Origin of the sequence: Vreelandella janggokensis (genome assembly GCF_031451615.1) — a bacterium.
In the GTDB taxonomy this organism is placed as follows: Bacteria; Pseudomonadota; Gammaproteobacteria; order Pseudomonadales; family Halomonadaceae; genus Vreelandella; species Vreelandella janggokensis.
The window spans coordinates 536268-563216 of record NZ_JARWAJ010000002.1; the positions used below are offsets into that span (position 1 = coordinate 536268).

Annotated in this window: 25 protein-coding genes; 13 read left to right on the forward strand and 12 right to left on the reverse strand. The window is 58.2% G+C overall.

What is annotated here, in order from left to right:
- Nucleotides 1–27: 27 nt before the first annotated feature.
- On the reverse strand, nucleotides 28–894 hold the full coding sequence (locus QC816_RS09210) for a nitrilase-related carbon-nitrogen hydrolase (RefSeq protein WP_085919777.1): 867 nt from the start codon (nucleotides 892–894) through the stop codon (nucleotides 28–30).
- 537 nt (nucleotides 895–1431) lie between these two features.
- On the opposite strand from QC816_RS09210, the gene QC816_RS09215 reads away from it, so the two are divergent.
- The gene (locus tag QC816_RS09215) at nucleotides 1432–2952 is read left to right on the forward strand and encodes an NCS1 family nucleobase:cation symporter-1 (RefSeq protein WP_085919778.1); all 1521 of its coding nucleotides are present in this window, start codon (nucleotides 1432–1434) and stop codon (nucleotides 2950–2952) included.
- Nucleotides 2953–2996: 44 nt separating this feature from the next.
- On the opposite strand, the gene QC816_RS09220 is transcribed toward QC816_RS09215, so the two are convergent.
- On the reverse strand, nucleotides 2997–3920 hold the full coding sequence (locus QC816_RS09220) for a LysR family transcriptional regulator (protein ID WP_309781752.1): 924 nt from the start codon (nucleotides 3918–3920) through the stop codon (nucleotides 2997–2999).
- Between the two features lie 160 nt (nucleotides 3921–4080).
- On the opposite strand from QC816_RS09220, the gene QC816_RS09225 reads away from it, so the two are divergent.
- Complete coding sequence (locus QC816_RS09225; RefSeq protein ID WP_309781753.1) at nucleotides 4081–6774, forward strand: bifunctional diguanylate cyclase/phosphodiesterase; 2694 nt, start codon at nucleotides 4081–4083, stop codon at nucleotides 6772–6774.
- Here QC816_RS09225 and QC816_RS09230 read toward each other — a convergent pair.
- From QC816_RS09230 to QC816_RS09250, 5 genes are read right to left on the reverse strand one after another with little or no spacing between them, the layout of a single operon-like run.
- The gene (locus tag QC816_RS09230) at nucleotides 6763–7788 is read right to left on the reverse strand and encodes a CobW family GTP-binding protein (protein WP_085918937.1); all 1026 of its coding nucleotides are present in this window, start codon (nucleotides 7786–7788) and stop codon (nucleotides 6763–6765) included. The genes QC816_RS09225 and QC816_RS09230 overlap by 12 nt on opposite strands.
- A complete protein-coding gene (gene moaA, locus QC816_RS09235) occupies nucleotides 7788–8780 on the reverse strand; it encodes a GTP 3',8-cyclase MoaA (protein WP_309781756.1) in 993 nt (330 codons plus the stop codon). The genes QC816_RS09230 and moaA overlap by 1 nt, the downstream gene beginning before the upstream one ends.
- Nucleotides 8777–10024 (reverse strand): molybdopterin molybdotransferase MoeA, encoded by a 1248-nt coding sequence (moeA, locus tag QC816_RS09240; protein ID WP_085918939.1) that lies wholly within the window; start codon nucleotides 10022–10024, stop codon nucleotides 8777–8779. Before moeA ends, moaA begins: the two co-directional genes overlap by 4 nt.
- Nucleotides 10021–10638, reverse strand: a complete 618-nt coding sequence (gene mobA / locus QC816_RS09245) for a molybdenum cofactor guanylyltransferase MobA (protein WP_085918940.1) — start codon at nucleotides 10636–10638, stop codon at nucleotides 10021–10023. Before mobA ends, moeA begins: the two co-directional genes overlap by 4 nt.
- Nucleotides 10635–11495, reverse strand: coding sequence for a formate dehydrogenase accessory sulfurtransferase FdhD (locus tag QC816_RS09250; RefSeq protein ID WP_085918941.1), 861 nt, complete (start codon nucleotides 11493–11495; stop codon nucleotides 10635–10637). Before QC816_RS09250 ends, mobA begins: the two co-directional genes overlap by 4 nt.
- A 109-nt stretch (nucleotides 11496–11604) precedes the next feature.
- Here QC816_RS09250 and QC816_RS09255 point away from each other — a divergent pair, with 109 nt between their 5' ends.
- The 11 genes from QC816_RS09255 to QC816_RS09305 all read left to right on the forward strand — a co-directional run bounded on the left by QC816_RS09255 (nucleotide 11605) and on the right by QC816_RS09305 (nucleotide 22379).
- On the forward strand, nucleotides 11605–12045 hold the full coding sequence (locus QC816_RS09255) for a DUF3305 domain-containing protein (RefSeq protein WP_085918942.1): 441 nt from the start codon (nucleotides 11605–11607) through the stop codon (nucleotides 12043–12045).
- Complete coding sequence (locus QC816_RS09260) at nucleotides 12042–12662, forward strand: DUF3306 domain-containing protein (protein ID WP_085918943.1); 621 nt, start codon at nucleotides 12042–12044, stop codon at nucleotides 12660–12662. The genes QC816_RS09255 and QC816_RS09260 overlap by 4 nt, the downstream gene beginning before the upstream one ends.
- 250 nt (nucleotides 12663–12912) lie before the next feature.
- Nucleotides 12913–14667, forward strand: coding sequence for a 4Fe-4S binding protein (locus QC816_RS09265; RefSeq protein WP_309781766.1), 1755 nt, complete (start codon nucleotides 12913–12915; stop codon nucleotides 14665–14667).
- A 3-nt stretch (nucleotides 14668–14670) separates the two neighbouring features.
- A complete protein-coding gene (locus QC816_RS09270; RefSeq protein ID WP_085918945.1) occupies nucleotides 14671–15285 on the forward strand; it encodes a TorD/DmsD family molecular chaperone in 615 nt (204 codons plus the stop codon).
- Between the two features lie 98 nt (nucleotides 15286–15383).
- Entirely contained in the window at nucleotides 15384–15584 is a 201-nt protein-coding gene (locus tag QC816_RS09275) for a twin-arginine translocation signal domain-containing protein (RefSeq protein ID WP_085918946.1), read from the forward strand.
- 24 nt (nucleotides 15585–15608) lie between these two features.
- Complete coding sequence (locus tag QC816_RS09280; RefSeq protein ID WP_085918947.1) at nucleotides 15609–18464, forward strand: formate dehydrogenase subunit alpha; 2856 nt, start codon at nucleotides 15609–15611, stop codon at nucleotides 18462–18464.
- A gap of 65 nt (nucleotides 18465–18529) precedes the next feature.
- Complete coding sequence (gene fdh3B / locus QC816_RS09285) at nucleotides 18530–19144, forward strand: formate dehydrogenase FDH3 subunit beta (RefSeq protein ID WP_085918948.1); 615 nt, start codon at nucleotides 18530–18532, stop codon at nucleotides 19142–19144.
- A gap of 11 nt (nucleotides 19145–19155) precedes the next feature.
- On the forward strand, nucleotides 19156–20253 hold the full coding sequence (locus QC816_RS09290; protein WP_309781770.1) for a formate dehydrogenase subunit gamma: 1098 nt from the start codon (nucleotides 19156–19158) through the stop codon (nucleotides 20251–20253).
- Nucleotides 20254–20341: 88 nt separating this feature from the next.
- Nucleotides 20342–20659: a DUF1244 domain-containing protein gene (locus QC816_RS09295; protein ID WP_268901604.1), complete on the forward strand. Its 318-nt coding sequence runs from the start codon at nucleotides 20342–20344 to the stop codon at nucleotides 20657–20659.
- A gap of 3 nt (nucleotides 20660–20662) precedes the next feature.
- Entirely contained in the window at nucleotides 20663–21181 is a 519-nt protein-coding gene (moaB, locus tag QC816_RS09300; RefSeq protein WP_085918951.1) for a molybdenum cofactor biosynthesis protein B, read from the forward strand.
- Nucleotides 21174–22379 (forward strand): molybdopterin molybdotransferase MoeA, encoded by a 1206-nt coding sequence (locus QC816_RS09305; RefSeq protein WP_264824780.1) that lies wholly within the window; start codon nucleotides 21174–21176, stop codon nucleotides 22377–22379. The genes moaB and QC816_RS09305 overlap by 8 nt, the downstream gene beginning before the upstream one ends.
- Nucleotides 22380–22393: 14 nt before the next feature.
- Here the strand turns inward: QC816_RS09305 and QC816_RS09310 are convergent, their stop codons facing one another.
- The 5 genes from QC816_RS09310 to QC816_RS09330 are packed head-to-tail and all read right to left on the reverse strand — an operon-like array spanning nucleotide 22394 to nucleotide 26439.
- The gene (locus QC816_RS09310) at nucleotides 22394–23560 is read right to left on the reverse strand and encodes a glutathionylspermidine synthase family protein (protein ID WP_268901603.1); all 1167 of its coding nucleotides are present in this window, start codon (nucleotides 23558–23560) and stop codon (nucleotides 22394–22396) included.
- A gap of 18 nt (nucleotides 23561–23578) precedes the next feature.
- On the reverse strand, nucleotides 23579–24190 hold the full coding sequence (locus QC816_RS09315) for a DUF1190 domain-containing protein (RefSeq protein ID WP_085918954.1): 612 nt from the start codon (nucleotides 24188–24190) through the stop codon (nucleotides 23579–23581).
- Nucleotides 24191–24205: 15 nt separating this feature from the next.
- Entirely contained in the window at nucleotides 24206–24619 is a 414-nt protein-coding gene (locus QC816_RS09320; protein ID WP_085918955.1) for a DUF350 domain-containing protein, read from the reverse strand.
- 33 nt (nucleotides 24620–24652) lie between these two features.
- A complete protein-coding gene (locus QC816_RS09325; RefSeq protein WP_085918956.1) occupies nucleotides 24653–25360 on the reverse strand; it encodes a DUF2491 family protein in 708 nt (235 codons plus the stop codon).
- Complete coding sequence (locus tag QC816_RS09330; RefSeq protein ID WP_268901602.1) at nucleotides 25360–26439, reverse strand: ion channel; 1080 nt, start codon at nucleotides 26437–26439, stop codon at nucleotides 25360–25362. Before QC816_RS09330 ends, QC816_RS09325 begins: the two co-directional genes overlap by 1 nt.
- Nucleotides 26440–26949 lie beyond the last annotated feature (510 nt).

A 26949-nucleotide genomic window follows, 5' to 3' on the forward strand; every position in this document is an offset into this window, starting at 1 on the left:
TGCTCCTTTGCTTGTCAGGTGGCCGGGCTATTCGCCGTCGGTCAGGCGGGTGTAGGTTTCCGGGCGGCGGTCGCGGAAGAACTGCCAGTTGTTGCGTACCTCGCGAACCATGTCCAAATCGATTTCGTGCACCAGCAGTTCGTCTTCTGTTTCGCTGGCCTGGGCCTCGATCTTGCCGCGCGGGTTAACGATATAGCTGGAGCCATAGAAATTGCCGATATTCCAGGGTGCTTCGGTACCAACGCGGTTGATGGCGGCAATAAAGCAGCCGTTGGCCGCGGCCGAGGCGGGTTGCTCAAGCTCCCAAAGGTACTGCGAAAGCCCGGCGACAGTAGCGGAAGGGTTGAAGATCACCTCGGCGCCGTTGAGGGCGAGCGCCCGCCAGCCCTCGGGGAAGTGGCGGTCATAGCAGATATACACACCAATCTTGCCAAAGGCGGTATCGAAGACCGGCCAGTTGGATTTGCCCGGCTTGAAGAAAAACTTCTCCCAAAAGCCTGCGATCTGGGGGATATGCGTTTTGTGGTACTTGCCCAGATAGCTGCCGTCGGCATCGAACACCGCGGCGGTGTTGTAGTAAACGCCGGTCTCGGTTTCTTCGTACACCGGGACGATGATCACCATGCGGTGCTTGGCGGCGAGTTTCTGCATCATCTGGCAGGTGGGGCCTTCCGGCACCTGCTCGGCGGCGGCATACCATTTGCCGTCCTGACTGGGGCAAAAATAGGGCTGGTTGAACACTTCCTGAAAGCAGAGCACCTGCACGCCCTGTTCTGCCGCTTTCTCGATCATCGGCAGATGGGCTTCGTTCATGGCGTCGCGGATGGCCGCGGGTTCCAGGTCGGTGCTGGTTTTCAGGCCCATTTGAATCAGGCCGATTTTCATCTTCTGCATTAGCGTCTCTCCCGTTATTAGTGTTAGCTCACGGCATCAGGATTAATTAATGATCTGACGGTGGGTAGTGGAGTCTAAAGCTGACTGTAAGGGCAGCTTTTAAGAAAGTATCGTCAGGATGTGATTTTTAGCAAGTTAGTTGAATATTTTTTTAATGGCCTTTTTAACTCGTTGAGTTAATTTGCTATTTTTCTTTTTGATTTGCGTTTTCCCTAATATGGTGAGTCATTGCACTGCTTTGATGTTTTTTTATATGTCTTTTAAATCATGTGTTTAGTTATTATTTTGGGTCTTTAGGCATAATTTTAATGTTGAAAATTGGTGCAAATATTTTTTTTGATCTAGCCTTTTTGAATCCGTCGGGTATGTAGTGTCCTAAAGGGCAGCAAGATGAAGACAATAATAAAATTCTTGTCCCGGAAGACAGTTTTCCATCAATAAGTTAAGTGATAGTGCCGGGCGGTCGGCATGCTTATTGCTTGGGAGCCTCAGACCGTGAGGGTTTTCCGGGAAGCAGATGACACTGAGGAGAGACCAATGACGAAAACAACCTCTCAGATGGTAGACCGAGAAGGGCTGATTGAATTGGATGTGGGGGACGATGTTCGCGATAGCTCGCGCTTCAACAAGGACATCGCGCCTACCCAGGCGAGTGAACGAACCTGGACTAAGTGGAATATCGCCGCGCTTTGGGTGGGGATGGCGATTTGTGTACCCACCTACACACTTGGGGGTGTGTTGACCGCCTACTTTGGCTTGAGTGTGGGGGAGGCGTTGTTCGCGATATTACTGGCCAACGTGATTGTCTTGATTCCACTCACGCTCAACGCTTTTCCGGGTACTAAATTCGGGATTCCTTTTCCCGTTGTGCTTCGCTCTTCGTTCGGGATTTTTGGATCCAACGTGCCGTGTCTGGTGCGCGCCCTGGTCGGGTGTGGGTGGTTTGGTATTCAAACCATGTTCGGCGGGCTGGCCATTCACTTGCTGCTCTCGGAACTGATACCCGCGTGGGCGGCACTGGGCGGCGTTGGTGAAGTCATCGGCTTTTTCGTGTTTGGCGCCATGAATCTTTATGTGGTCATTCGCGGTGCGGAGTCGATCAAGTGGCTGGAAACCCTGGCCGCACCGTTGCTATTGGCGGTGGGTATTGGCTTGATGGTGTGGGCGTGGCCGCACACCTCGATGACCGAGCTGCTGGCTCAGCCGCCATCGCGTCCAGAAGGGGCGTCAGTGTATGGCTACTTCTTTGCCGGGTTAACCGCCATGGTAGGCTTTTGGGCGACCCTGTCGCTGAATATTCCCGATTTCAGTCGTTTTGCCAAAAGTCAGAAAGATCAGATTGTCGGGCAGGTGATTGGCCTGCCGTTGACAATGTTTTTCTTTGCCTCACTGGGTGTGGTGATGACCGCTGCCTCAGAGACGCTTGTCGGTCAAACCGTGGCCGACCCGGTGCGGCTGATCGGCTATATTGATAGCCCGTTCTGGGTAGTGCTGGCGATGCTGCTGATCATCATCGCCACGATTTCTACCAACACGGCCTCGAATATTGTCTCGCCGACCAATGATTTTCAGAATATTGCGCCTAAAATGATCAATCAGACCCGTGGTGTACTGATGACCGGTGCGGTGGGTGTGTTGCTGATGGGCTATGACCTGCTCCAAAAAGCGGGCATCATCCCGCCAGGGGTATCGCTGGAACAGATGTACTCCAACTGGCTACTGGGGTATTCCAGCCTGCTTGGCCCGATCGCGGGGATCATGGCGGTGGATTACTTTTTGATTAAAAAACAGCGCCTGGATGTGCCCAGTCTGTATATGGACAGCCATGTTTATCCCGCGGTGAACATTGCCGGTTTTATCGCCTTTGGCGTGCCCGTTGCGCTAACGCTAATCTCGCTGACCACCGGTACGATGTACTGGTTCTACGACTACGGCTGGTTTACCGGCTCGGCGCTTGGCGCGATCGTTTACTATGTCGCAAGTCAGGTGCTTTCCTCCGCACCGTCGGTGGGTCCGGCGCCGGTGGCTGACAAGGAGCCGGCCGAGCAACTACCTTAGTTCGCGCGACGTGCGCTTCTCCAACATATCTCACCAACACCCGTCTAAATGCCGGGTGTTGGTGTTTGTGGCGTATTGATGAAGTGTAAAAAGGCGTCAACCACACGATTGGGGCGGCGATCGCGACGTGCAATAAGCACAAAGGGAATAAGGTAGTGCTGACTTGTGGTATTCAGGGCGCGCATTTTGCCCGCCGAGACCCACTGGTCGGCGACGTGTTCGGGAAGAAATCCCATAAAACGCCCGGTGAGAATCAAAAACGCCGCGCCCTCACGGTCTGACGCCGAGGCGCGCAGGTTGAGGTCATCGTGGGCCTGGCGTGCCTCAGCAGGTAGCGGATAGCGTGGTGATATGGCGGGATGCTGTGCAAGCTCGTCCAACGTGAGGCGGTCACTGGCCTTATCGAACAACGGGTGTCCCACCGAGCAGTACAGATAGGAAGGTTCGTCGTAGAGATGCTGAGTACTCAGGCTGGTGGGCAGGTTGACCGCTGGCACCACGCCGACGTGCATGTGGCCGTCCATCACGCCGCGAATCACCGCATCCGAGGGCTCCATGTGTATGTTCAGTGTCACATCGTGTTCCGGGCCGCTGAGCCTGGTCAGCGCATGGGTGACATGCATGGCGGGTAGCGTCACCAGGTTGTCGGTAATGCCAATATTCAGCTCCCCCTTGATGGTTTGATGCAGCGCGTTGACATCGCTTTTGAAGGTTTCAAGCGCGGAAAGCAGCGTCAGGCCTGCCTGATAAATCTCTTTGCCCTCCTCGGTTAGGCTGAACCCGCCACGCCCACGCTGGCACAGCGAAAAGCCTAGCCGTCCTTCCAGATCGTTCATGTGCTGGCTGATTGCCGACCGGCTTATGCCCAGCGTGGTCTCGGCCGCCGTAAAGCCACCGCACTCCACCACTGTTTGAAAAATACGAATCAGGCGAATCTCATAGTCGCTCATTTGACCAAGCGCGGGCATATCAAGCTCTCATGGCGGGTAATCAGTTGATTTAATGATAGAGGAATTGAAAAAGGCCGATGTACTTTTCAAAAATAGTTCTTCAATATCATCGACGTTTAAGCTTATGTTAGGGCGGTTCCGTTTGTTTAGTGCCACTTTATGACAAGGCGTCCGCGCAATGCCACAACCTGTTGCCCCGTTAACATCCGACTTGGCGAAAAAGTATCGCCAACAGCGCCGCGGAGCTTTAACGCTTTACGGGGTAGCGCTGTTGCTGCTCCTGAGTATTTTTGCATGGATACTCTACGAACAATATCGCCAGGAACTCCAGACGCTTGAGACGCGCAATGCGGCCAGAGCCGACGTCGTGGTCGAATGGGCAAAAGGCGTTTTTGCGCAAAGCGGTCAGGCCCTTTTTAGCGTTGCCGAGTTGGTGCAACTGGAGGGCATGCCGACCGAGGGAGAGTCTTCTGCTATTCAACAGGCATTACGCAACCGAACACGCTCTGTCGACTGGGTCGATGATATTGGTGTTATCGATGCTGAAGGAATTGTTCAGGCCAGCGCACGTAGCGCTGACTCAATAGGTCGCGACCTAAGCAGCAGCTCGTTTTTTCAAAAATTTCGTGATCAGGACGATCGCACGGAGCTGGTGACGCCGCTTTATTCGACCGCCCCTGACGAGCGCTACTATCTTTATCAAGCTCGCCGCTTGACCCGTGATAACGGTGAATTCGACGGCATAGCGGTCGCACGTATTTCCCCTGCGGTTTTTGAACGCGCCTTGCAGCGTCTAGGCGTGTCCAACGGCGAAAGTATTGCGCTGGTAGATGGTGAACTCAAGCTGATTGCCCGTTTACCTAGTCTTGAGGATCCCTTCACCGCTGGATGGCAGGTGGACAGTCCCGAGACCCTGGCGATGCTTGAACGGGATGTCGATAAGTGGTCGTTACGTGTGACCTCACCGCTGGATCAGCGCGAGCGGCTGTTTCAGATGCAGTGGATAGAAGAACTGCCGCTTTTGGTGGTCGTGGGCGAGGATGTTCATCTTCAATTGGCCAACTGGCGACAACGTGCCGGGATTCTGGCTGGGGTGATGCTGTTGATCGCAATATTGGGCGCCTGGGGTGTGCGTCACTACCTTAACCGGCTGCGCTTTGAACATCGGTTACATCAAAGTGAAGCGGAGCTGCGAATCTCTGCCACGGCGTTCCAGACCCATCTAGGCATGCTGATTGCCGATGCAAACGGCCATGTGTTGAAGGTCAACAATACCTTTACGCGAATCACCGGCTATAGCGAAGCCGAACTGGTGGGTAAAAGCCCGCGGATGTTGAACTCAGGCCGACACGATGCCGCTTTCTACCGCAAATTATGGCAGCGGGTTCAGGTAGCCGGTAGTTGGGAAGGTGAAATCTGGAGTCGCCGCAAGAATGGCGATGTGTTTCCCGAATGGCTGACCATTAGTGCCGTTTACGACCCGCAAGGCACCTTGACGCATTACGTAGCCACCATGAGCGACATTAGTGAGAGCAAAGCGGCAGAGCAGGAAATTCATCAACTGGCGTTTTACGACCCGTTGACCGGGCTTGCCAATCGGCGACTGTTCATGGACCGCATGGAGGCAGCTTTAAAGGACGTGAATCGTCATTCTCGCTGGGGGGCCTTGCTGTTTATCGATATCGATAACTTCAAGCAAATCAACGATACCCTGGGGCACTACGTTGGTGATCAACTGCTTCAACATCTTGCACGTTTAATGGGGCAAATGCTGCGTGAAACGGACACCCTGGCGCGGCTGGGAAGCGATGAATTTGCCGTGCTGATCGAAGGCCTGGGTAAAAGCCGGGAGCATACCGCTGAACTGGCCGAAAATATCGCGCAGAAACTTCAGGATATGATCAGCCAGCCGATGACGGTCCGGGATGACTGTCTTAGCGTCACGGCAAGTATCGGGATTACCGTGGTAAGTGATCATACCAGTACAGTCGATGATTACTTGCAGCAGGCGGACATGGCGCTTTTCCAGGCCAAAAGCAGCGGTCGCTGTGCGTTGAGCTTTTTTGACCCCACCATGCAAGCCGAATTGTTGGCGCGGGTTCGCCTGGAAAACGAACTTCGCCAAGCGTTGGCGAATGAAGAATGGCAGCTGTATTTCCAGCCTCAAGTTGATCAGGACGGCCGCTGCATAGGGGTCGAAGGCCTGCTGCGCTGGCAGCATCCTGAACGCGGCTTGGTCATGCCGGGCGTGTTCATTCCCCTCCTCGAATCGACCGAGCTGATTAACCCGGTAGGTGATTGGGTGCTGGAGGCTGCCTGTCAACAGCTGGCGCAGTGGGCCCACCAGCCTGGGTTTGCCGAATTGAGCGTGGCGGTCAACGTCAGCCCGCTGCAGTTCCGGCAGGTTGATTTTGTTAACAAGGTGGAGTCGATATTGCAGCGCACAGGCGCGCCGAGTCACAAGCTTAAACTGGAGGTGACGGAGTCGCTATTTGTGGAAGAGCGCGATGATGCCCGTGAGAAAATGCTGCAACTCAAACAGCAGGGGGTGCGTTTTGCGCTGGACGACTATGGTACTGGTTACTCGTCGCTGGCCTATCTGGCACACCTCCCTCTGGATCAGTTAAAAATTGATCAATCCTTTGTTCAGCAGGTGATTGACAGTAAGGCGAATGCTGCCATCGTGGAAAGTACCATTGCGCTGGCACAAAGTCTGTCGCTGGAGATCGTGGCCGAAGGCGTCGAGAGAGACGACCAGCAGGCGTGGCTTTTGGCCCATGGTTGCCGAGCTTATCAAGGCTTCCTATACGGAAAAGCAATGCCTCTGAACGTGCTTGAGATGTGGCTTAGGCATGAGCATTTAGCTTTGTAAGGTGCCGGCGAGCGCCTCTTTTAGCGTGTCCGCATCGGGCATATGTGGGCTGGACGACTCGTGGGCAATGATCTCCAGACGTGAGTCCTGACGCCAGGTGGATGGCGTGACGCTTAGCGTGCCATCAGCTCGGTTGAGCTGTCGCCAGCCATCCTGGGTGTGAAACACGCCCTTGACTCGCACGTCCCGGGAAAGCTCACTGAGATAGGCGGCCAGGCCGTCCAGGTCAAAGCAATCACTCGGATGCCAGCGCAAGCCGATACTTGCGTAACCCAGCGAGGCACCGGTTTCACATTGCGGCGTGCCGGGGGCAGGCGGGACGTCGAAAAAACCGCCGTCCAGACTGGGGGGAACAGGTAGTGGCTGATGGGCCTCAGGCGTTTCAATCGCGTTACGTTGAGCGCTGTCGCTTTCCAGCAAAAGCGACAGCGGCAGCCGACCATGGTCGGCCTCATGGACCCACTTGCGCGGTGGCCAGCGCTCGGCAACAAAGGCGTGGGCCGCACTGAGTTGCTCGGCGGTGCTTAGGTCGCGCATGGTCAAGGCAATAGCGTCGGCGATCTCGAGCTGGTCGCGGAAGGTTTCGTGGTCGACCACGCGTGGCTCATCCAGGCGACGTGGATCGAGCGTCGTCACAATATCGCGTACGTCTACGACACCCTGAAACGCCTCGCTACGCAGCAGATCCACCAACCCTGCCGGATGACCAAGGCCGGAAGGCTCGATGATCACCCGGTCAGGTTGGCTACGCGACAACAGATTGACCAGAGCGGCCTGCATCACGAAGGCCAACTGGCAACACAGGCAACCACCCGGCAAGCCTTTAACCACCACATCGTCGCGCGCTTCAAACATTGCCTGGTCGATGCCGATCTGGCCAAACTCGTTGACCAGAATCGCCCATTTTTCATCCACAGGCTTTTGCTCGATCAGGCTGTGGATAAGCGATGTTTTGCCACTGCCCAGAAAGCCGGTGATGATATGCACCGGCACATTGGATAACGCTGACACCATTAGCCGCCGGTCATGTTCATGAAGCGCACCACCTGAACATCACCGTCGGTGGTGAAATGATGACGCTCGGGTTTAAGTGGCAAGGCATTGATGATGGCATCCTTGAGCGCCTGCATATCCGCCGGGTGACGACGCAATACCGCACGCAAGTCGACCGAATGCTCGTTGCCCAGGCACAGCAGCAAGCGACCTTCGACGGTCACGCGAACGCGGTTGCAGGTATCGCAGAAGTTATGGCTGTGTGGCGAAATAAAGCCGATACGGCTGTTGCTGTCGGCCATGCGGAAATAACGCGAAGGGCCGGGCGTGGTTTCCGGGGTGGCGATCAGCGGGTAGCGGGTTTCGATCAGCGCCTGGACGTCATCGCTTGAATAGAAGGTTTCCGCGCGGGAGTGGTCGGAGACATCGCCCAGCGGCATTTCCTCGATAAAGCTGATATCCAGCCCTTCGCGGCGGGCAAAGTCGACTAGGTCGAGCACTTCATCCTCGTTGCGGCCCTTGAGGATGACCGCGTTGAGCTTGATGCGCTCGAAGCCGGCTTCCTTGGCGGCATGGATGCCGTCGATGACTTTATCCAGATCGCCGGTGCGGGTGAGCTGTTTGAAGCGTTCCGGATCCAGCGAATCCAGGCTGATGTTTAGACGCCGCATGCCGCCAGCGTATAGCTGCTTGGCATGCTTGCGCAGGCTGGCACCATTGGTGGTCATGGTGAAGTCGTTGAGTCCCGGCATCGAGCCGATTTCATCCACCAACTGGGTGATGTCACGGCGTACCAGGGGTTCGCCGCCGGTGAGGCGAATTTTCTCGACGCCGAGCTCGGTAAAGGCGCGGGCGACCATGGCCAGCTCTTCCAGTGTAAGAACCTGCGCGCGGGGCAGAAAGGTCATCTCCTCGCTCATGCAGTAAACGCAGCGGAAGTCGCAGCGGTCGGTTACCGATATACGCACATAGTTGATGCGGCGGCCAAAGTTGTCGATCAGTTGCTCGGTCATAGCCAATCCGTTAATGGTTGTATGCTGACGACCTCACCTGGTTGCACGCCGTCCTGGTCATCGGCTAACTCTATCAAACAGTTAGCGGCCACCATTGAGGTTAAAATGCCCGACCCCTGGGCACCGGTGCTGCGTACGTGTAGCCGTCCTTCTTTATCATTATGGTAGATGCCACGGATAAAGTCTGTCCGTTGAAAGCGACTTTTCAAGGCGTCGTCGGCAACCGCCTGGAGGCGGCGCGGGGACGTCACCGGCCGACCCTGGAGCCGCTGCAGCAACGGCACCACAAACTGCAGGAAGGTTACCATGACGGCCACGGGATTGCCGGGCAGGCCGACGAAAGGCGTATGCGCCGTGCCCAGCCAGCCGCAGGCCATGGGGCGCCCAGGGCGGAGGGCCACCCGCCAGAACGTCAGGCGCCCAAGGTGCTCGAGAGCGTCACGGGTAAAATCGGCATGGCCGACCGAAACCCCGCCGCTGGAAATCACCAGGTCACTTTTCGCCGCGGCGTCTGCCAGGGTATCCGTCAGTGCGGTAAAGTCATCCGGCAAGATGCCAAGGTCAATGACCTCAGCGCCATGTTCAATGAGCAGCCCCGTCAGGGTAAAGCGGTTGGCGTCGTAAATGCCATCGCTTGGCAAGGTATTGCCTGGGGCTGTGACTTCATTGCCGGTCGAGAAAATCGCCACCCTGGGGCGCTGATAAACGGGTACTTGTGCCCAGCCCAACGAGGCGACCAGCCCCAGGGCGGCGGCGTCTAAACGAGTACCGGCGGTAAGGGCGACGTCGCCGATCGTGATGTCCTCTCCCGCTTGGCGCACGTTCTGGCCACGTTTGACACGCTCAGGCGCTTCAATCACGACGCTGTCGTGCTGCTCGACCAGCTGCTCGCGCATGATGACAGTATCGGTGCCGGGCGGGAGCGGTGCGCCGGTCGTAATGCGCACACACTGCCCAGCAGCGACGTTGCCCGCAAACGCCTGGCCGGCAAAGGCATCGCCTGCCAGTGCCCACTGGGTTTGGGCATTGTTCTCCCAGGCCAGGGCCACACCGTCCATCGCCGCATTGGTATTCTGCGGCACGTTAATCGTGGCGGTAATGTCTTCTGCAAGGCGCCGACCATGGGCATTCGCTAGGGCGACGCGCTCACTGACAAGGGGCCGTTCGATCAGGGTGGCAAGCGCCGTTCGCGCCTCGCTCACACTGAGCATCTGCTCGCCGAGCTCGAAACAGGACAGCGTCATGTGATGGCCTTTTTCGCGCTGGCGTCATTGCCAAGCGCTGTTTCCAGGCGAATTTTCTCTTCTTCGGTGTTCAGGTTGGCAAAGGCTTCCGCGCAGTCTGACATATCGACCCTGCACCAGGCATGGCGGGCATACCAGCGGTCGATCTTGCGTTCCCCATCGGCCAGCGTTGTTGCCAGATCATCAGCCAGAGAGGTGCGAATCAAGGCTACCACGGGGTGCATGCGTTCACCGTCAAAGGCAACGGCAATATCATGCTCGCCGATGCCCGCCACCATGCGTGCCACCAGGTCGTTGGGCAGCGCAGGGGAGTCACAGGGCGCCACCAGCAGCCAGGGGGTTTTAGCGGCGCGCAAGCCGCTGTAGATACCCATCAGCGGCCCCTTGAAACCGCCCTCGGCGTCTTCAATGACACGGTCAGCGAACAACTCGTAGGCGTCGCTGTTGCGGTTGGCGTTGATCAGCAGTTCGGCTACCCGGCCATCGAAACGCTGAATGACATGAGCAATCAACGGCAGGCCAGCAAAGGGTTCGAGGCCTTTATCGCGGCCGCCCATGCGGCGGCCTTCACCGCCGGCGAGAACCATGCCGGTAAGTTGCTTTGCGGAAATCATTGGCGTGCCTCCTGTTTGGCTGCACGGGCGCGAGGCGGGCGTGCGGGAATGGCATCCAGCGTGAGGCGGTCTTGAGCGTTAATGGCTTGAAAGTGCTTGCCTTTGGCGCGGGCAATCAGCATGACGCCAAAGCGTTTCGCCAACTCGACGCCTTTTTGGGTCACGCCGGAGCGGGATACCAGGACGCTGATACCCATCTGGGCGACCTTGAGCACCATTTCTGAAGTTAATCGCCCCGTGGTATAGAAAATATCCGCATCGGCGCTGTCTGCCTGTTGCAGCCACTGGCGGCCTGCTAGTGTATCCACGGCGTTGTGCCTGCCGACATCTTCAACGAAATCCAGCACGTCGCTTTGCCAGCATAGCGCGCAGCCGTGCACCGCCCCGGCGCTACGGTAGGTTTCATTATAGGCATTGAGATTTTGCAGCAATTGGTAGAGCGTGGACTGGGCCAGCCGCGTGTCAGGCAGCTCGGTCAGGTCAGTCTGATCGAGGAGCTTGCCGAATACCGTTCCTTGCCCGCAACCGGTGGTAACGGTGCGAGTGCTGAGGCGAGCCTCAAGGTCGTCAGGTAAGTGGCCGGTAACGACCACAGCGGCTTCAACCTCCCAGTCCACCTGAACGACCGAAAGGTCAGCCGCGGCGCGCAGCAGCCCCTGATTACGTAGATAGCCGACTACCAGCGCTTCGGGGTCGTCACCCAGCGTCATCAGCGTGACAATCTCACGCTTGTTGAGATAAACGGTCAAGGCCCGCTCGGCGGCAATCGCCTGCCGACGGGTATCACCAAATTCGTCTACCACGTCAATCTCGGTGGTGGCCGGTAAGCGGGCTCGGCTTAGCTCCAGGGCGGGCATCCGTGATCCTCATGGTGCGTACAACGTTTGAGTTGACGATGATGGCGCTCGAAAGGCTTACTTGTCTACCTGAACCTTTCGTTCCGAATAAAGCATAAGGGCCGCCGTAATGACCGATAATCTCCGCCCGTTAAGTATTACGCTGGTCGCCGAGAACAAGCAGATCAACCGGTTTAGCCAGACACAATGGCGTATCGGTGAGGTGACGCTAGGTGAGCAGGGCCCACACGTGCTGTTTTTGCAGCTGTTCATGACCGAGCGCGCTGCCTATCGCTTTAACCTGACGGCCACCACGCCACGATTGTTCGTGCGTGCCGGTTTTACTGGACAGGCCCCTGAGCCTGCGGCGATGACGGCGAGTCAAGATGTCGCAGCAGGTTGGATGGATGGCGAGCAGCAGGTGCTGGAAGTGGCGATGCCGATGGCGATCCAGATATGGATCGAAAGCTATCTGGCCCGCCACGGTGAAGCGCCGATGGAAATTCGCAAGAAGAAACACAAGGGGGCCGGGCGCGCCAAGGAAACGCCCACCCAGGAGAAACCGCAATGAGTCGTTTAGAGCGCTGGTCGCGTATCAAGCGAGGTCTCGAGCCGGACGATCAACCATCCGCAGCAGCCCCCGAGACGAAAGACCGCAGCGAGTCACCACCACTTCCGCTGGATGAAACGGACCCGGCTAACAGGGCTGGATCGGCGGAAAATCATGAAGCAGACGATACCGAATCTGGCGAGCCCATACGACCTGCGCCACCCCCGCCCGGTAGCCTGGATGAAACCTTGCCCGACCCCGAAACGCTGGAGGCGGGCAGTGATTTCAGTGGCTACATGGTACCCGGTGTCAGTTCAGCGTTGCGGCGCCGGGCGTTAAAACGCCTTTGGGCAACAGGGAACTACAATGTGCGCGACGGTCTGGATGACTATGACCTTGACTATCGCCAGCAGTTGAAGCCCATGGCCTCCGAGCTGGCGGGCAAGTTGCGTCGGTGGGCCAAGAAAGCCGATGAATCCGTGGCCGACAAGGCCAACGATACCCAGGCCGAACAAGCACCGGCAGAGGGCGACAAGGAGCAAGTATCTTCTTCCAATGGAGATGCATCCAATCCGACTGGCTCTGAGGGAAAGGTGGCGCAAGACGACCAGTCTGATGGCTCTCATACCAAAGCATGAGATGAGTTTTAGTTTTTTTAAAACAATGACTTGAATAAATATCGGAACAACAGCGTTGAAAGTGCAAGGCGCGTTTTTCTTGGCATAGATGACGAAATCGCCATAAGCTGAGCGAATAGGCTTAAAAAAATGGAAAATGATTTTATCGCTGTGCACTAATGTTATGTATTGGTGCAGCCGATATGCCAAAATAGTTAAAAAATATGACCCACTAATATAATAAAAAATGATCCTCTGACCGTGAGAATGCATGAACCAAAGAATCCAACTGGCGTCCCTGGACGACCAGCGTAACGCCGAAGCCAGAGAAGCTGTACGCCAACGCATCTCATGGCCGGCGAACCTGACGCCCGCGAATGTGACCTATCACAGCCGTGGTCATGCGTTGGTGATTGGTCCAAGCGACGCCGCCGAGAAAGCTGCCCATGCCTTGAAGGGCAGCGGGCTCGCTTCGTTGACGTTGCTGACCATCAATACCCCCGCCGGCTCCGGTGAATCGCAAGATACCGGTTCCGAGGACACGCTGTCGTCCGACTCATCGCCACAGGGACATGCTCAACCGCTTGTCCGCTATCAAATGACGCCTGAGCAGGCCGAGGTGTTAAGCATTTCAGGCTACCTTGGCGCTTTTGCTGTCCAGTTTGATAACGACGGTACCCCGCTTAATCTGGCTCGGGCACTCATTGATCGTGATCACTTCGATCTTGTACTGGACCTGAGCGCCCGCCCGGTGATGGCGCGCGAGTTGCCACCCCCGGGGTATGTCACCCTCGACTGGACCGATACCGAGCGGCGCCGCGAGGCGCTGGACAGCGTCGGCGAGCTGATCGGGGAGTTCGACAAGCCGCGTTATTTCCAGGTCAACAGCGATCTCTGTGCGCATTCCGCCAGCGGCAATGTTGGCTGCACGCGCTGCCTGGACGTGTGCCCTGCCGATGCCATCAGCAGCCATCAAGGGCGTATCGAATCACAGATCGAGATTGATCCCTACCTGTGCCAGGGCGTAGGCAGTTGCACGAGTGCCTGCCCCACCGGCGCGATCGAATTTCGCTTGCCCGATACACGCCGCCAGCAGGACACGCTCTCAAGCTGGCTGGCCGCCTACCGCGAGGCGGGCGGTCAAGCACCGGTACTGCGCTTTATCACTCACGATTCCCAGGACGCCGAAAAAGCGGCGGGTGTAGTCCCCGCCGGGCACGTGCTGGATATTCCCCTGGAAGAACTGGGTGCGGCCGGTCATGACCAGTGGCTAACCGCCCTTGCCAGCGGCGCGGCAGAGGTGCGCATTCAGCGACATGCCGATATGCCTCAGCGCCTTAGCGCCTTCCTGACCGATCAGTTGGCCCAGGCTCGGACATTGCTGTCGGCGCTGGGGCATAACCCCGAACGCGTGCAACTGCTGGATACTGACGCTGCTCAGGCACGCGACGCGCTGCCATTGCTAACGCCACTGACCGACCAGCCACTGTCGTTGAATGAGCCTGAGAAGCGTGCTCGCCTGAATATCGTGCTCGCGCGCCTGGGCGAACTTGGCGAGCCCAGTGGCCAGCGACATGCCATGCCAGAGGGTGCCGCCTACGGCGGCATTCAGGTCGACAGTGATGCCTGCACCCTGTGCCACGCTTGTGTCAGCAATTGTCCAACCCCTGCGCTGTCATCCGGTGGCAATACGCCGTCGCTGAACTTCCGCGAAGCGGATTGCGTGCAGTGTGGGCTCTGCGAGCAGGCCTGCCCTGAAGATGCCATTACCCTGACTCCCGGCTTTCTGGCCACTGCCGAGCGTGAGGCTCGCCATGTGTGTCACGAAGAAGCGCCCTTTGAGTGCATCGGCTGCGGCAAGCCGTTTGCCACGGCGAGCACGGTCGCCAATATCAAGGCCAAGCTGGCTGATCATCCCTATTTTGCAGGTGACGCCATGCTGCGGCTGGAGATGTGCGAAGACTGTCGGGTGAAAGACGTATGGAAAACCATGATTCGTGATCCCGACGCCCAGTTGAAGGTATAAGCCATGACGCAAGCTGCCCCGACATTAAGCGAAGCCGATGCGTTACGAGCAGATATCTACCGGCTTATCGCCGCGCTATTGCGCGAAGCGCCCACCGAAGAGCTGCTTGGCTGGCTGGCGTCGCTCGATATCGAGCAGGACGGCAGCCGCCTGGCCGAATGCTGGCATGGGCTCAGTCAAGCCGCGAACAGCGTTGACGCAGCGAGCCTGAAGCGAGCGCACTTTGGTCATCTGGTCGGCGTGATCCAGGGCGATGTGGTGCCCTATGCCTCCTGGTACCGCAACGGTGAACTGATGGAGGCGGCACTGGTCGCGCTACGTCGCGATCTTGGTGCGTTGGGCTTCGAGCGCAGCGAGCACACAAAGGACCCCGAAGATCACCTGGCCGCGCTGTGCGAGGTGATGGCCATGCTGATCGACGCGACGAGCCCCGACCAGGCGCACTTCTTTATGCATCACCTTGCCCCTTGGGCAAGCGACTGTTTTGACGACTTAGGGCAAGTCGATACCGCTTTTTATGCAGCGCTCGGGCAGTTGGGCAGTGCTTTCATGACAAGCGAAGAGGATCGTCTGGCAATCGAGGCGAGCCATGCCCCAGTCAACATTGTGGAACCTTGACGTGACGCGCTAATGCGTTGATTCGCCCACCGGTGAGCGCGCAGCAGCCATAGCATAAGATAAAACGGCCAACGGCCATGGCAAGAGAGGAGAGCACCATGCAACAGTCACATAATCCTGAGCGCCGCCGGTTCATGAAAACCGTAGGTTTGGGAACAGCCGCTGCAGGCGCGGCCGCTACGGTCGGACACGTCACCCTGGCGCAAGCCGATAGCGCTCCCAGCGACGTTGAAAAACCAACAACCAATTATCGTGAGACCGATCACGTCCGTGCTTTTTACGCTTCCTTGCGTGACTGACGGCGGAATGCCAGGAGAATTGCCATGCGTTTAACTCGCAAAACAGACACTCCCAAAGCGCCCGGCCTGGGTATTTCGCGCCGCCAGTTTATACAGCGCAGCGGCGTAGCGACGGGCGGTGTGGCCGCACTAGGCTTTATGGGCGCGCCCATGATGCGTCGCGCGGAATCGGCTGACAAAACGCCGGTGCTGGATTCCCCCGTGGAAACCAAGCGCACGATCTGTTCGCACTGCTCGGTGGGCTGCGGCGTGTATGCCGAAGTGCAAGAGGGGATCTGGACCAAGCAAGAGCCGGCCTTTGACCACCCGATCAACCGTGGTGCCCACTGTGCGAAAGGCGCTTCGCTACGCCAGCACGGCCATTCCAGCCGCCGTTTGAAGTACCCCATGAAGCTGGTGGGCGGCGAATGGGAGCGCATGAGCTGGGAAGATGCCGTCAACGAGATTGGCGACAAGCTGCTTGAGCTGCGCGACGAGCACGGCCCCGACAGCGTTTACTGGCTTGGTTCGGCCAAGTTCAACAACGAGCAGGCGTACCTGATGCGCAAGCTTGCCTCCATGTGGGGCACCAACAACACCGACCACCAGGCGCGTATCTGTCACTCCACGACCGTGGCCGGGGTTGCCAATACCTGGGGTTATGGGGCGATGACCAACTCGCTCAACGACACGCACAACAGCAAGGCGATCCTGTTCATTGGCTCGAACCCGTCCGAAGCGCACCCGGTGGCAATGCAGCACTTCCTGATTGCCAAGGAACGCAACAACTGCCAGATCATTGTGGCCGACCCGCGCTTCACGCGTACGGCCGCCAAGGCCAACAAATACGTGCGCCTGCGTCCGGGTTCCGACGTTGCCTACGTCTGGGGTCTGCTGTGGCACATCTTTGAAAACGGCTGGGAAGACAGCGAATACATCAACCAGCGCGTTTACGGCATGGACGATGTACGCGCTGAGGTAGCCAACTTCCCGCCGAGCGTCGTTGAGGACATCACCGGGGTCAGCGAACAGGACATGTTCGACGTGGCCAAGACCCTGTCCGAAAACCGTCCGGGGTGTGTCGTCTGGTGCATGGGCGGTACCCAGCACACCACGGGTAACAACAATACCCGCGCTTACTGCATCCTCGAGCTCGCGCTGGGTAACATCGGCGTGGCCGGTGGCGGTGCCAACATCCTGCGCGGTCACGACAACGTGCAGGGGGCGACCGACCTGGGGCTGGGTTCCGATTCGCTGCCAGGGTACTACGGTCTCTCGGAAGGCGCTTGGCAGCACTGGTCCAACGTCTGGAACGTTGATTACGAGTGGCTGCAGGGCCGCTTCGACGATACCGAGTACAACGATGGCAAGCCCATGAACAGCGCCGGTATCACCGTGTCGCGCTGGGTGGACGGCGTGCTGGAAGAAGACGAGAACATCTCCCAGCGTACGGCGCTCAAGGCCATGTTCTATTGGGGTCACGCGGTCAACTCCCAGACCCGCGGCGTCGAAATGCAGCAGGCCATGAAAAAGCTCGAAATGATGGTCATCGTCGATCCCTACCCGACCGTTGCGGCCGTCATGCACGACCGCACCGACGGTGTGTACCTGTTGCCGGCCGCGACCCAGTTCGAAACCACCGGCAGCGTGACGGCGACCAACCGTTCCCTGCAGTGGCGCGACAAGGTCATCGACCCGCTGTTCGAGTCCAAGCCCGATCACGAGATCATGTACCTGTTCGCCCGCAAGCTCGGCTTTGGCGACGAGCTGGTCGCCAACTATGAGATGAACGGCGACGAACCGCTGATCGAAGATATCCTGCGGGAAATCAACGCTGGCATGTGGACCGTCGGCTACACCGGTCAAAGCCCGGAGCGCCTGAAGGAACACCAGCAAAACTGGCACACCTTCAGCTTTGAAAACCTGCGCGCCCAAGGCGGCCCGGCGGATGGCGATTATTACGGTTTGCCCTGGCCCTGCTGGGGAACGGCCGAGTTCAATCATCCCGGCTCGCCCAATCTTTATGATCCAAGCGTACCGGTGATGGAAGGCGGCATGGGCTTCCGCGCTCGGTTTGGCATCGAGCGGGACGGCGTCAATCTGCTGGCTGAAGGTTCCGCGCCGGTGAATGGCGATATCGACGATGGCTACCCGGAGTTCAACGACCAGCTGCTGAAAGACCTTGGCTGGTGGAACGACCTTACCGACGCCGAGAAACAAGCGGCGGAAGGCAAGAACTGGAAAACCGATCTGTCCGGCGGTATTCAGCGTGTCGCGATCGAGCACGGCTGCGCCCCGTACGGTAACGCCAAGGCGCGGGCAGTGGTGTGGACCTTCCCTGACGCAGTGCCGAAGCACCGTGAGCCGCTCTACTCAACCCGCCGTGACCTGGTCGACAAATACCCGACCTGGGACGACTTTGACTCCATCATGCGCCTGCCGACCATGTACAAGAGCGTACAGGACGGTGCCCCCTCGGTGGATGACTACCCGATCATCCTCACTTCCGGGCGACTGGTCGAATACGAAGGCGGCGGTGAAGAAACGCGCTCCATGTCGTGGCTGGCCGAGCTTCAGCAAGAGATGTTTGTGGAGATCAACCCGGCCGATGCCAATGATATCGGCATCAGCGATGGCGACCAGGTATGGGTCGAAGGGGCCGAAGGCGGACGCGTGAAGGTGAAGGCGATGGTCACGCCACGCGTGGACCGCAAGGTGGCCTTCATGCCATTCCACTTTGGCGGCATGTTCCAGGGCGAAAGCCTGGAGGGCATGTACCCTGAGGGCACTGCTCCCTACGTAATCGGCGAAGCGGCCAATACCGCGACCACTTATGGCTACGACCCGGTGACACTGATGCAAGAGACCAAGTGCACCATCTGCCGCATCGAGCGTGCCTGAGGCTCGCCTAGACCTGACAGCATCCACGGTGCGGGCGACATCCCGCACCGTATAAGGAGAACACCATGGCTCAAATGAAATTTATGTGTGACGCCGAGCGCTGCATCGAATGCAACGGCTGCGTGACCGCCTGTAAAAATGCCAATGATGTCGAATGGGGCATTCAGCGTCGGCGTGTTGTGACACTGAATGACGGCGAAGCCGACGAGATGTCCATTTCGGTCGCCTGCATGCACTGTGACGACGCCCCCTGCATGGCGGTGTGCCCGACCGACTGCTTCTACAAGACCGACGACGGTATCGTGCTGCACGATAAAGACCTGTGTATCGGCTGTGGCTACTGCCTCTACGCCTGCCCCTTTGGCGCCCCGCAGTTCCCGCAGCAGGATGCGTTTGGCGAGCGCGGTAAGATGGACAAATGTACCTTCTGTGCGGGCGGCCCTGCCGAAAGCAAGGAAGAAGAGTACGAGAAGTACGGCGCCAACCGCATCGCCGAAGGCAAGTTGCCGCTGTGCGCGGAAATGTGCTCCACCAAGGCACTTCTGGCAGGCGATGCCCAGGACGTGGCGGATATTTTCCGTCAGCGTGTGGTGCATCGTGGCCATGAAGATGGCGCCTGGTCCAACAACCCTCAGGCCAGTGCCGACAACCTAGCCTATGATGCTGCCCGTAAAGGGTAAGGAGGCTCTCCATGAACCAGTTGACTGCTCAGGCACCCGGTGGGGTGCCGCACCTGTCTCAATGGCAAGGAGTCTGGCGCTGGCTGCTGTTGGCCTTCGCCCTGGTGTTCAGTCTGGGCGTGGCGCAGGTAGCTCATGCCCAGGAAGCTGACCCCAATCGTGAAATGAGCACGGCGGCGCCCGGCATCGATGCGGACCAGTGGCGACAAGTCCGTAGCGGCGAGACCGGTCCCAACTACCGTGATTCGCGAGCCGACAGTAACTACAACCTGATCAACGCCAGCGGTGAAACCTGGCGTCAGTGGCGTAACCGCTGGGTGTCACCCTTCGGCCTGATCGTGATTGGCGGCATGATCGTGATCATTACGCTGTTCTACCTCATCGTCGGGCGTAAACACCTTGAAGAGCCGCGATCGGGACGCAAGCTGTTCCGCTGGCCGCTATTCATGCGTGCCTTGCACTGGTCCGTGGCGTCGCTGTTTATCGTCCTGGCGCTCACCGGTCTCAACCTGCTGTTTGGCAAGTTTGTCTTTCGGGGGCTGTTTGGCGATGCCTTCTGGGGCTGGATGGTCTCGTCCTCTAAGTTGCTGCACAACTATCTGGGGCCGATCTTCAGCGTGTTGTTGATCGTGATGCTGGTCAGCCTGATCAAGGACAACATGCCCAAGAAGCACGACCTGGAATGGTTCAAGAAAGGCGGTGGCCTTGTTGGTAAAGGCCACGTGGATGCGGGCTTCGCCAATGGCGGTGAAAAAGCCTGGTACTGGCTGCTTGCGTCGGTGGGACTGCTGGTAGTTGCCAGCGGCTTTGTCCTCGACTTCCCCAACTTCGGTCAGGGACGCGACACCATGCAGTGGGCGAACCTCGTCCACGCGGTGGGCGCCCTGGGGCTGACGGCCGTGTCGGTCGGCCATATCTACATCGGTACCCTGGGTACGGAAGGCTCGCTGGAAGGCATGACCACTGGCTACGTCGATGAAACCTGGGCCAAGGAGCACCACAATCTGTGGTACGAAGAGGTCAAGGATCAGGCGGTCTCCGAGCAGGAGCTGGCTGACCGGAAAGCCTCAAAAGACGCAGGTGAATCACCCGCTCCTCGCTCCTCGTAAGGCGCGCTGGAATGTTGCAAAAGACACCGCCTACGGGCGGTGTCTTTTGTTATGCTGAACTTAATTTCACACCATAGAGGTCACAGAGATGGACAAGTTTGACGATACCACCCGTACCGAGCTTGAAGCCGCTGCGTTTCGCCGCCTGTTACAGCACCTGGATGACAATAAAGACGTGCAGAATATCGACCTGATGATTCTGGCCGACTTTTGCCGTAACTGTCTGTCCAAATGGTTGGTGAGTGCGGCAGAAGCGCGGGGTGAACAGCTGACTTACGAAGAAGCCCGCGAGTACGTCTACGGCATGCCTTACGATGAGTGGAAAGACCTCTACCAAGGCAAGGCAACGCCGGAACAACTGGCGGCGCTTGAGGCCCGGCAAGCGCAAAAGCGCGCCAAGGAGTAGCCCATGGAGCCGATGATTCCGCTGCGTATCGCGGTACTGACGATTTCCGATACGCGCACCGATGAGACCGATCGCAGTGGCCAGGCCCTGGTCGAACGGCTGACCCAGGCCGGTCACCAGCTGGTAGAAAAGCGTATCGTGCCGGACGACGTGTACACCATTCGCGCCGTGGTGGCCCAATGGATTGCTGACCCTGCGGTGCAGGGCGTGATCACCACCGGCGGCACCGGCTTTACCGGCCGCGATTCGACGCCGGAGGCGGTACGGGTGCTGCTCGACAAACCAATTGAAGGCTTTGGCGAGCGATTCCGTCAGCTGAGCGGCGAGGAAATCGGCAGCTCCACAATTCAAAGCCGCTGTCTCGGCGGGCTGGCCAACGCCACGGTGATCTTCTGCCTGCCGGGTTCGACCGGCGCCTGTCGCACCGGCTGGGACGGCATTCTTGCCGAACAGCTCGACAGCCGCCACAAGCCGTGCAACTTCGCCAACCTGGTGATCCCCGAGCGAGGCCAGCATGGCTGAGCTGCACTCCATTGATGATGCCCTGTCAGCGCTGCTGGCAGATGTCACGCCCATGACGGCGGAGCGCGTGGCGCTTCCCGACGCGGCCGGGCGGGTGCTGGCTGAAGACGTTACCGCGCAGCTTGATGTGCCGCCGTATACCAATAGCGCGATGGACGGCTACGCGCTGCGGGCGGGGGATGCCGGGCAGCGACTGTGGGTCAGCCAGCGGATTGCGGCGGGCACGCCTGCCACGCCGCTGGCGCCGGGCAGCTGCGCGCGGATTTTTACCGGCGGTGAAATCCCCCCCGGGGCCGACTGCGTGGTCATGCAGGAGCGCGTCGAGGTGGATGGCGATGTTGCCACGATCCCTGCGGATATCCCCGCTGGCGACAATGTGCGTTTGAAGGGGCGCGATGTGCGCCAGGGGGATGTGCTGCTGAGCGCCGGTCAGTGCCTGGAGGCCGCAGCGCTAGGCCACCTGGCCGGACAGGGGGTGACAGAGGTTGGCGTTCGCCGTCGGCCGCGGGTAGCGCTGTTGTCTACCGGCGATGAAGTGGTTGACCCCGGTACGCCGCTCAAGCCGGGACAGCTGTATAACTCAAACCGCCCCATGCTCACGCGGTTGCTTACAACCTTTGGCGCTGAGGTGGTTACCCAGGTCAGCGTGCCCGACGATGCTGAACGCACTCGGGAGCTGCTCGCCCAGGCGGCGGAAGATGCCGACGTCGTCGTCAGCACCGGCGGGGTGAGTGTCGGCGAAGAGGATCACGTGAAAGCCTCGCTCGAGGCACTGGGTAAGCTCACGATGTGGAAGCTCGCCATTCGGCCGGGCAAGCCGTTGGCGCTGGGGCACTTGCCGCGACGCGAAGGCGGGCAGGCGCACTTTGTCGGATTACCCGGTAATCCCGTTTCCGGCTTTGTCGGCGCCTGGCTTTTTTTACGCCCGCTGATGGGCGCGCTATTAAGCTGCCCCGATCTGACAGCGCTGCCTTGTGTCACCGCGCGAGCAGAGTTTTCAACATCCACTGGCCCTCGGCAGCACTATATGCGCGTGGTCCTGACGTTTGATGCTCAAGGTGCGCATGCCAAGGCGTTTGATGATCAGAACTCGTCGGTTCTGTCCTCGTGTATTCAGGCCAATGCGCTGGCGGTCATCCCGCCGCATCGCGATATCGCCCAGGGTGATTCGGTCAGCTGTTTATGGCTGATGGGCTGAAGCATGATCAACCGTTAGACAATGGCGTGGGGCACAAAGCAGGAAGAATCCTTGGTGATGTGCCCGACGTCTTCGCGAATGCCCATGCCGCAGGCACGGTCGCCGACGACCCAACTGCCGACCAGGGCGTGATTATCACCGAAGCGTGGCATGGGGTGATACGCCTGCCGAATCCAGGGGCTATCGGTATAGGGGCCACCGACCGCTTCGCGCTGGCCCGAAGGGGTAATCAGTTCGATGTTGCTGCCTTCCCGCGAGAAAAACGGCTTGCGCACCCAGCCGGCGGGTAGCGGTGAGCTATTGGCTTTCTCGAAAAATGCCGGTAACAGGTTGGGGTGTCCTTCGAAGTGTTCCCACAGCAGCGGCAAGATACCTTTGTTGGATAACACCGCCTTCCAGGGCGGCTCAAACCAGTGAGTGTTTAACTGGGGGATCAATTCACCAAAAGCGTCGTCGGCCATTTCTTCCCAGGGATACAGCTTGAACAGTGCCTGAATGGGCTGGTCGTCGAGGTCGACGAAGTGATCGGCCGCCGGATGCTGGCCAATATCTTCGGTGTAGATAAAGGGGGCGTTGAGGCCTGCCTGCACCGCGACATCCTGAAGGTAGTGCACCGTGGCACGCTCTTCGGCGTTATCCTTGACGCACGAGAAATATAGCGTGCGGCCCTCGAGGCGGTCGCCCAGATGTGCCATGGCATTGATCAGCCGCTCCTGTATCGAGTTGTATTGATCGGCGTGACGCGGCAGGATGCCCTGTGCCATGGCTTGCTCGAGCCATACCCACTGGAAGAAGCCCGCTTCGTAAAGTGAGGTCGGGGTGTCGTAGTTGAGTTCCAGCAGCTTTGCCGGGCCATCGCCGGAATAGGCAAAATCCATACGCCCGTAAAGGTGCGGCTGACCGGCTCTCCACGAGTGATGGATGCTGTCCCACATGTGCTCGGGTAGCGCTAAACGCTGCATCAAGGCATTGGAGTGGCAGACCTTGTCGACCAACTCCATGCACATCTCATGGATTGCCTCGGTGGGTGCCTCTATGTCGCGCTCTACCTGCTCCATGGTGAACTGGTAGTAGGCGTTTTCCTTCCAGTAAGGCTCGCCCTCAATGGTATGGAAATGAAAGCCCAGTTCGTGGGCCAGGGCTTTCCAGTTTTGCCGCTCAGGGATATCGATTCGTAGCATGGTGAGCTTTGCTGGCGGTTAAGAGCCCCAGCCACTCCGTGTGGATGAACGCGAGCCAAAGCCACTACGCTGTGAAGACGCGCGCACCGAACTGCGCATGGCGTCGTTACGCTGAGAGATCCGTTGGGTAGCCTGGCTTGACGCGGTGTTCCAGTTGCCCTGGTTTTGGCGATTGCGGTACACCGGCTCTTGATAAACCCGCTCGAACGAACGCCCGCGGCTGGTGTTGGACATCATGCTGCCGACCATATAGCCCATCATGGCAGGCATGAACCAGCTGCCGCCGCTGCTACCGGTTGCCGCCTGTGACTGCTCATCTGTGGGTTCGGTACAGGCGCCTTCGCCATGTTCCGCCTCACATTCTTCCAGGGTGTTAAAGCGCGGCACGTCCTCAAGCGAAGCCTCGTAGGCAGCCTCGCAGGCATTGCGCGTATAAACATCTGCGGCGACACAATCCTCGACGCTCTGGAAACTGCGCGGCTCATCAAACTCGATGTCGGTAATGTGTTCTTCCTGGGGTGGTTGTCCGCAGGCAGTCAGGCCAAAGGCGCTGGCGCCCATCATCGCGAGTGACAGGCGTGCGCTGCGTTTGCGTCTCGGCAAATGCGGTGTTTGATCGTATCTGGACATGTCAGCGGCTTCCTTTTACCACGTCATCGAGGCGGCGTTGAGCAAGCCAACGGCCACGGCGATGCTTGCCATTAAAATGCCGTAAGCCTGGTGGCCTTCGGTAATATGTTGCGAGAGGCTTTCTCCCTGCTTGCGTAGGAACAGCTTCACGCCGAAGAAGGTTGCCAACTGGACGATAAACGCAACCACGCCCCACAAAATGAAGTCGACAAAGCTGATGGAGTTGGCCATGGCGCTGTACAGCGGGATGGTAAAGCCCAGGATAGAGCCGCCGTAGGCGGTCGCGGCGGCCGCGTTGCCCTCGCGAATCAGCTTCCATTCGTGGTGCGGCGTGATGCGGCTATAGCAGTACATGAATGCGACCAACAAAATGATCGCCGCGACCAGGTAGGCAATAAAATACGGTAAACCCTGCAGATAATGCAGCATGGACGTTGTTTCCTTCGTGAAGGTTGAGAAAAGTCAAAGGGCGTCGATATCCATCGGGGCAACGTCAACGCCGACGTTATACACCACCATGAAACCACCGTCGCCATCGTTTTCGGCGCTGACCAATGCGTATTCCATGCGCTCAGCGTCCTGGATAGCGCGTTCAAAAAGCATGGCGTGGTGGGTAACGTAGCGGCTGCTAATACTGTCAGTGGTGACTACCTGTTCCTCGAATACGGCCGGCGGCGACCATTCTTGAGCGTCATCACCCCACACGCGTTGGTAAGTACAACGACGTTCGGATGTATCGGTCGAGGTAATCGTAACGGTTTGCGCGCCTGTTGGATTGGTGTGCGGGTCAGTGCCGTTGACCAGCGTATCAAACTCGACAGGGGATAGCTGCGCGACGCGATAGAAATCGAACAGTTTGTATTCGACTACCTGCTCTTGCTCGATATTGGCTTGCAACCAAGTGTCGTTATCCAGGTAAAAGCGCACCAGGTGGGCACCTTGGCCGAGATCAACATGCCCGACAGCGGCGATATGATGAAAGGCCTCGTTGTCCCAGTGAAACAGGGCATCGGGGTAGGTGCACAGGTCAATCAGTTGGATGTTGACGCGACCATCGAGGCGCAAGCCTTCCAGCGCTGCTGGGGGCATACCGTTGGGCAAACCCGGTGCTGGAGGTGGCGCAGAGGGAGCGGTGGTGGCGCGATATAACCTCTTAAGCGTCTTGAGCATCAGGCGGCCCCCTGCGCAGCAGACTGAAACAAGCGAGTTAGCTCGGCCTCTGTAAGTCGTTTGTCACCCATATAATACAGAGTGTCGCCTTTGCCTACCGCGAAATCAGCCGGAGGGTTGAGCATTTGATGCGCCTCAATGGATGGGCGCCACACCCCTAACAGTGTGATGTTGTCGCTTGATTTGGCCAGGCTCATCAGGTCGCCGTAGCGAGCTGTTTGATCGGCTGGCAGTGTGTTGGGTAAGCACCCCTGGAACTGGGTTGCGCCGTGGTCAATGGCGAGCAGCTCATTGACCACACGGCTGATGCCTGCGTCGGTGGCGGAGCGGACCAGCATTTCGATCGATAACCCCTGAGTACACTCAATACCCGGTAAGGTACGCCGCAACATGTTGGCCGTTGCCGGGTTATCGCAGTGGGCGACGACGTGGCAGCCAGCCGGCTTTTGATCGAAGACCGATAAGGCAATGGTGGCCACGCGCTCATCGGTCTCATCGTAAATAATGATGCGGCTGGCTCCTTGAATGCCCGCTCGTGCCAGCAGTTCAGTATCGGAAAAGCTATCGCCTTTGACGAACTTGATGCTGCCCGGCAATGGGTTGTCGATATCTTTGGCGACGCACAGCACAATATCGTCGGGGAGGTTGGTGTCGGCCTGCAGGATGCGAATAATATGCGCTGTTGGCTCGCCATGCCAACCGACGACGAGGGTATGTCCGTTAAGATGGCTGTAATCAGCATTACCCTGCACCAGCATTCTCCATGTTGAACTGATATTAGCGGTTGCTTTACCGATAAACGCGGCAAACAGCATAATGCCGCCGGGAATCACCCATAAGGCGGCGGCCCACTGGCCGCTGGACGTTACCGGACTATAGTCGCCATAGCCCACCGTTGTCGCCGTGGTGACGTAAAAGTACACCCATGTTCCGAAAGTCTCGGCTACCGCTTCACTGCTCATCGCCATAAAGGCCCATGAAAGTGCCGCATGGCTGATGACCATCAACAACAAAAACATCCAACTGACATTGATCGTAGACGCCTGAAGCGCCTTGAACAGACGTAATAGAACAGGCACTGCGAGCCCCTTTAGAACAGGCCCACCCGGCAGGGCGGGCTATACCAGCAGGTTAATACTGCGTGGCATGTTTCTTGGCTTTCAGGCGTGCCAGCAAGTCGCCGCCCTTGCTGGCTGCCGCCGATACCGGCCGATTCAAGGCGTTCCTCCAGTGAGCTTCCGCTCTCTGAAGCGGCCATTTCATCAGCGGCTTGTATCTTGGCCAAGTTAGATAGCTGGCGTTTCTTGATGCGTTAAAGCGATTCCATAGCGCCACTCTAACACTGTGAACGTCCAGCGACGTAGTGAAACGCGGCAACGGGCAGTCAGTCGATAGGTGGGGTACAAATGTCTGATATTTAGAAAATTTTGTTAGAAAAACACCTCTTTAGGCGCTTGATTGCGACTAAAGACGAATAGCAGAATCGAGTCACCGTTCTAAAATCCAACGCCACTCGGTAAATTTACCTAAATCCACTGCGCTGATGTTTTGTGTAGCACGCGAGCATGCGCGACCGCCCCGAAGGATGT

Coding starts and splice junctions, on each gene's coding strand:
- QC816_RS09325 (WP_085918956.1), bottom strand. CDS start 25,360: ATGCTCAAGACGCTTAAGAGGTTATATCGCGCCACCACCGCTCCCTCT.
- QC816_RS09310 (WP_268901603.1), bottom strand. CDS start 23,560: ATGCTACGAATCGATATCCCTGAGCGGCAAAACTGGAAAGCCCTGGCC.
- QC816_RS09320 (WP_085918955.1), bottom strand. CDS start 24,619: ATGCTGCATTATCTGCAGGGTTTACCGTATTTTATTGCCTACCTGGTC.
- mobA (WP_085918940.1), bottom strand. CDS start 10,638: ATGATTTCCGCAAAGCAACTTACCGGCATGGTTCTCGCCGGCGGTGAA.
- QC816_RS09280 (WP_085918947.1), top strand. CDS start 15,609: ATGCGTTTAACTCGCAAAACAGACACTCCCAAAGCGCCCGGCCTGGGT.
- QC816_RS09210 (WP_085919777.1), bottom strand. CDS start 894: ATGCAGAAGATGAAAATCGGCCTGATTCAAATGGGCCTGAAAACCAGC.
- moeA (WP_085918939.1), bottom strand. CDS start 10,024: ATGACGCTGTCCTGTTTCGAGCTCGGCGAGCAGATGCTCAGTGTGAGC.
- QC816_RS09290 (WP_309781770.1), top strand. CDS start 19,156: ATGAACCAGTTGACTGCTCAGGCACCCGGTGGGGTGCCGCACCTGTCT.
- QC816_RS09225 (WP_309781753.1), top strand. CDS start 4,081: ATGCCACAACCTGTTGCCCCGTTAACATCCGACTTGGCGAAAAAGTAT.
- QC816_RS09315 (WP_085918954.1), bottom strand. CDS start 24,190: ATGTCCAGATACGATCAAACACCGCATTTGCCGAGACGCAAACGCAGC.
- QC816_RS09275 (WP_085918946.1), top strand. CDS start 15,384: ATGCAACAGTCACATAATCCTGAGCGCCGCCGGTTCATGAAAACCGTA.
- moaB (WP_085918951.1), top strand. CDS start 20,663: ATGGAGCCGATGATTCCGCTGCGTATCGCGGTACTGACGATTTCCGAT.
- QC816_RS09270 (WP_085918945.1), top strand. CDS start 14,671: ATGACGCAAGCTGCCCCGACATTAAGCGAAGCCGATGCGTTACGAGCA.
- moaA (WP_309781756.1), bottom strand. CDS start 8,780: ATGACCGAGCAACTGATCGACAACTTTGGCCGCCGCATCAACTATGTG.
- QC816_RS09220 (WP_309781752.1), bottom strand. CDS start 3,920: ATGCCCGCGCTTGGTCAAATGAGCGACTATGAGATTCGCCTGATTCGT.
- QC816_RS09260 (WP_085918943.1), top strand. CDS start 12,042: ATGAGTCGTTTAGAGCGCTGGTCGCGTATCAAGCGAGGTCTCGAGCCG.
- QC816_RS09215 (WP_085919778.1), top strand. CDS start 1,432: ATGACGAAAACAACCTCTCAGATGGTAGACCGAGAAGGGCTGATTGAA.
- QC816_RS09295 (WP_268901604.1), top strand. CDS start 20,342: ATGGACAAGTTTGACGATACCACCCGTACCGAGCTTGAAGCCGCTGCG.
- QC816_RS09255 (WP_085918942.1), top strand. CDS start 11,605: ATGACCGATAATCTCCGCCCGTTAAGTATTACGCTGGTCGCCGAGAAC.
- QC816_RS09250 (WP_085918941.1), bottom strand. CDS start 11,495: ATGCCCGCCCTGGAGCTAAGCCGAGCCCGCTTACCGGCCACCACCGAG.
- fdh3B (WP_085918948.1), top strand. CDS start 18,530: ATGGCTCAAATGAAATTTATGTGTGACGCCGAGCGCTGCATCGAATGC.
- QC816_RS09265 (WP_309781766.1), top strand. CDS start 12,913: ATGAACCAAAGAATCCAACTGGCGTCCCTGGACGACCAGCGTAACGCC.
- QC816_RS09305 (WP_264824780.1), top strand. CDS start 21,174: ATGGCTGAGCTGCACTCCATTGATGATGCCCTGTCAGCGCTGCTGGCA.
- QC816_RS09230 (WP_085918937.1), bottom strand. CDS start 7,788: ATGGTGTCAGCGTTATCCAATGTGCCGGTGCATATCATCACCGGCTTT.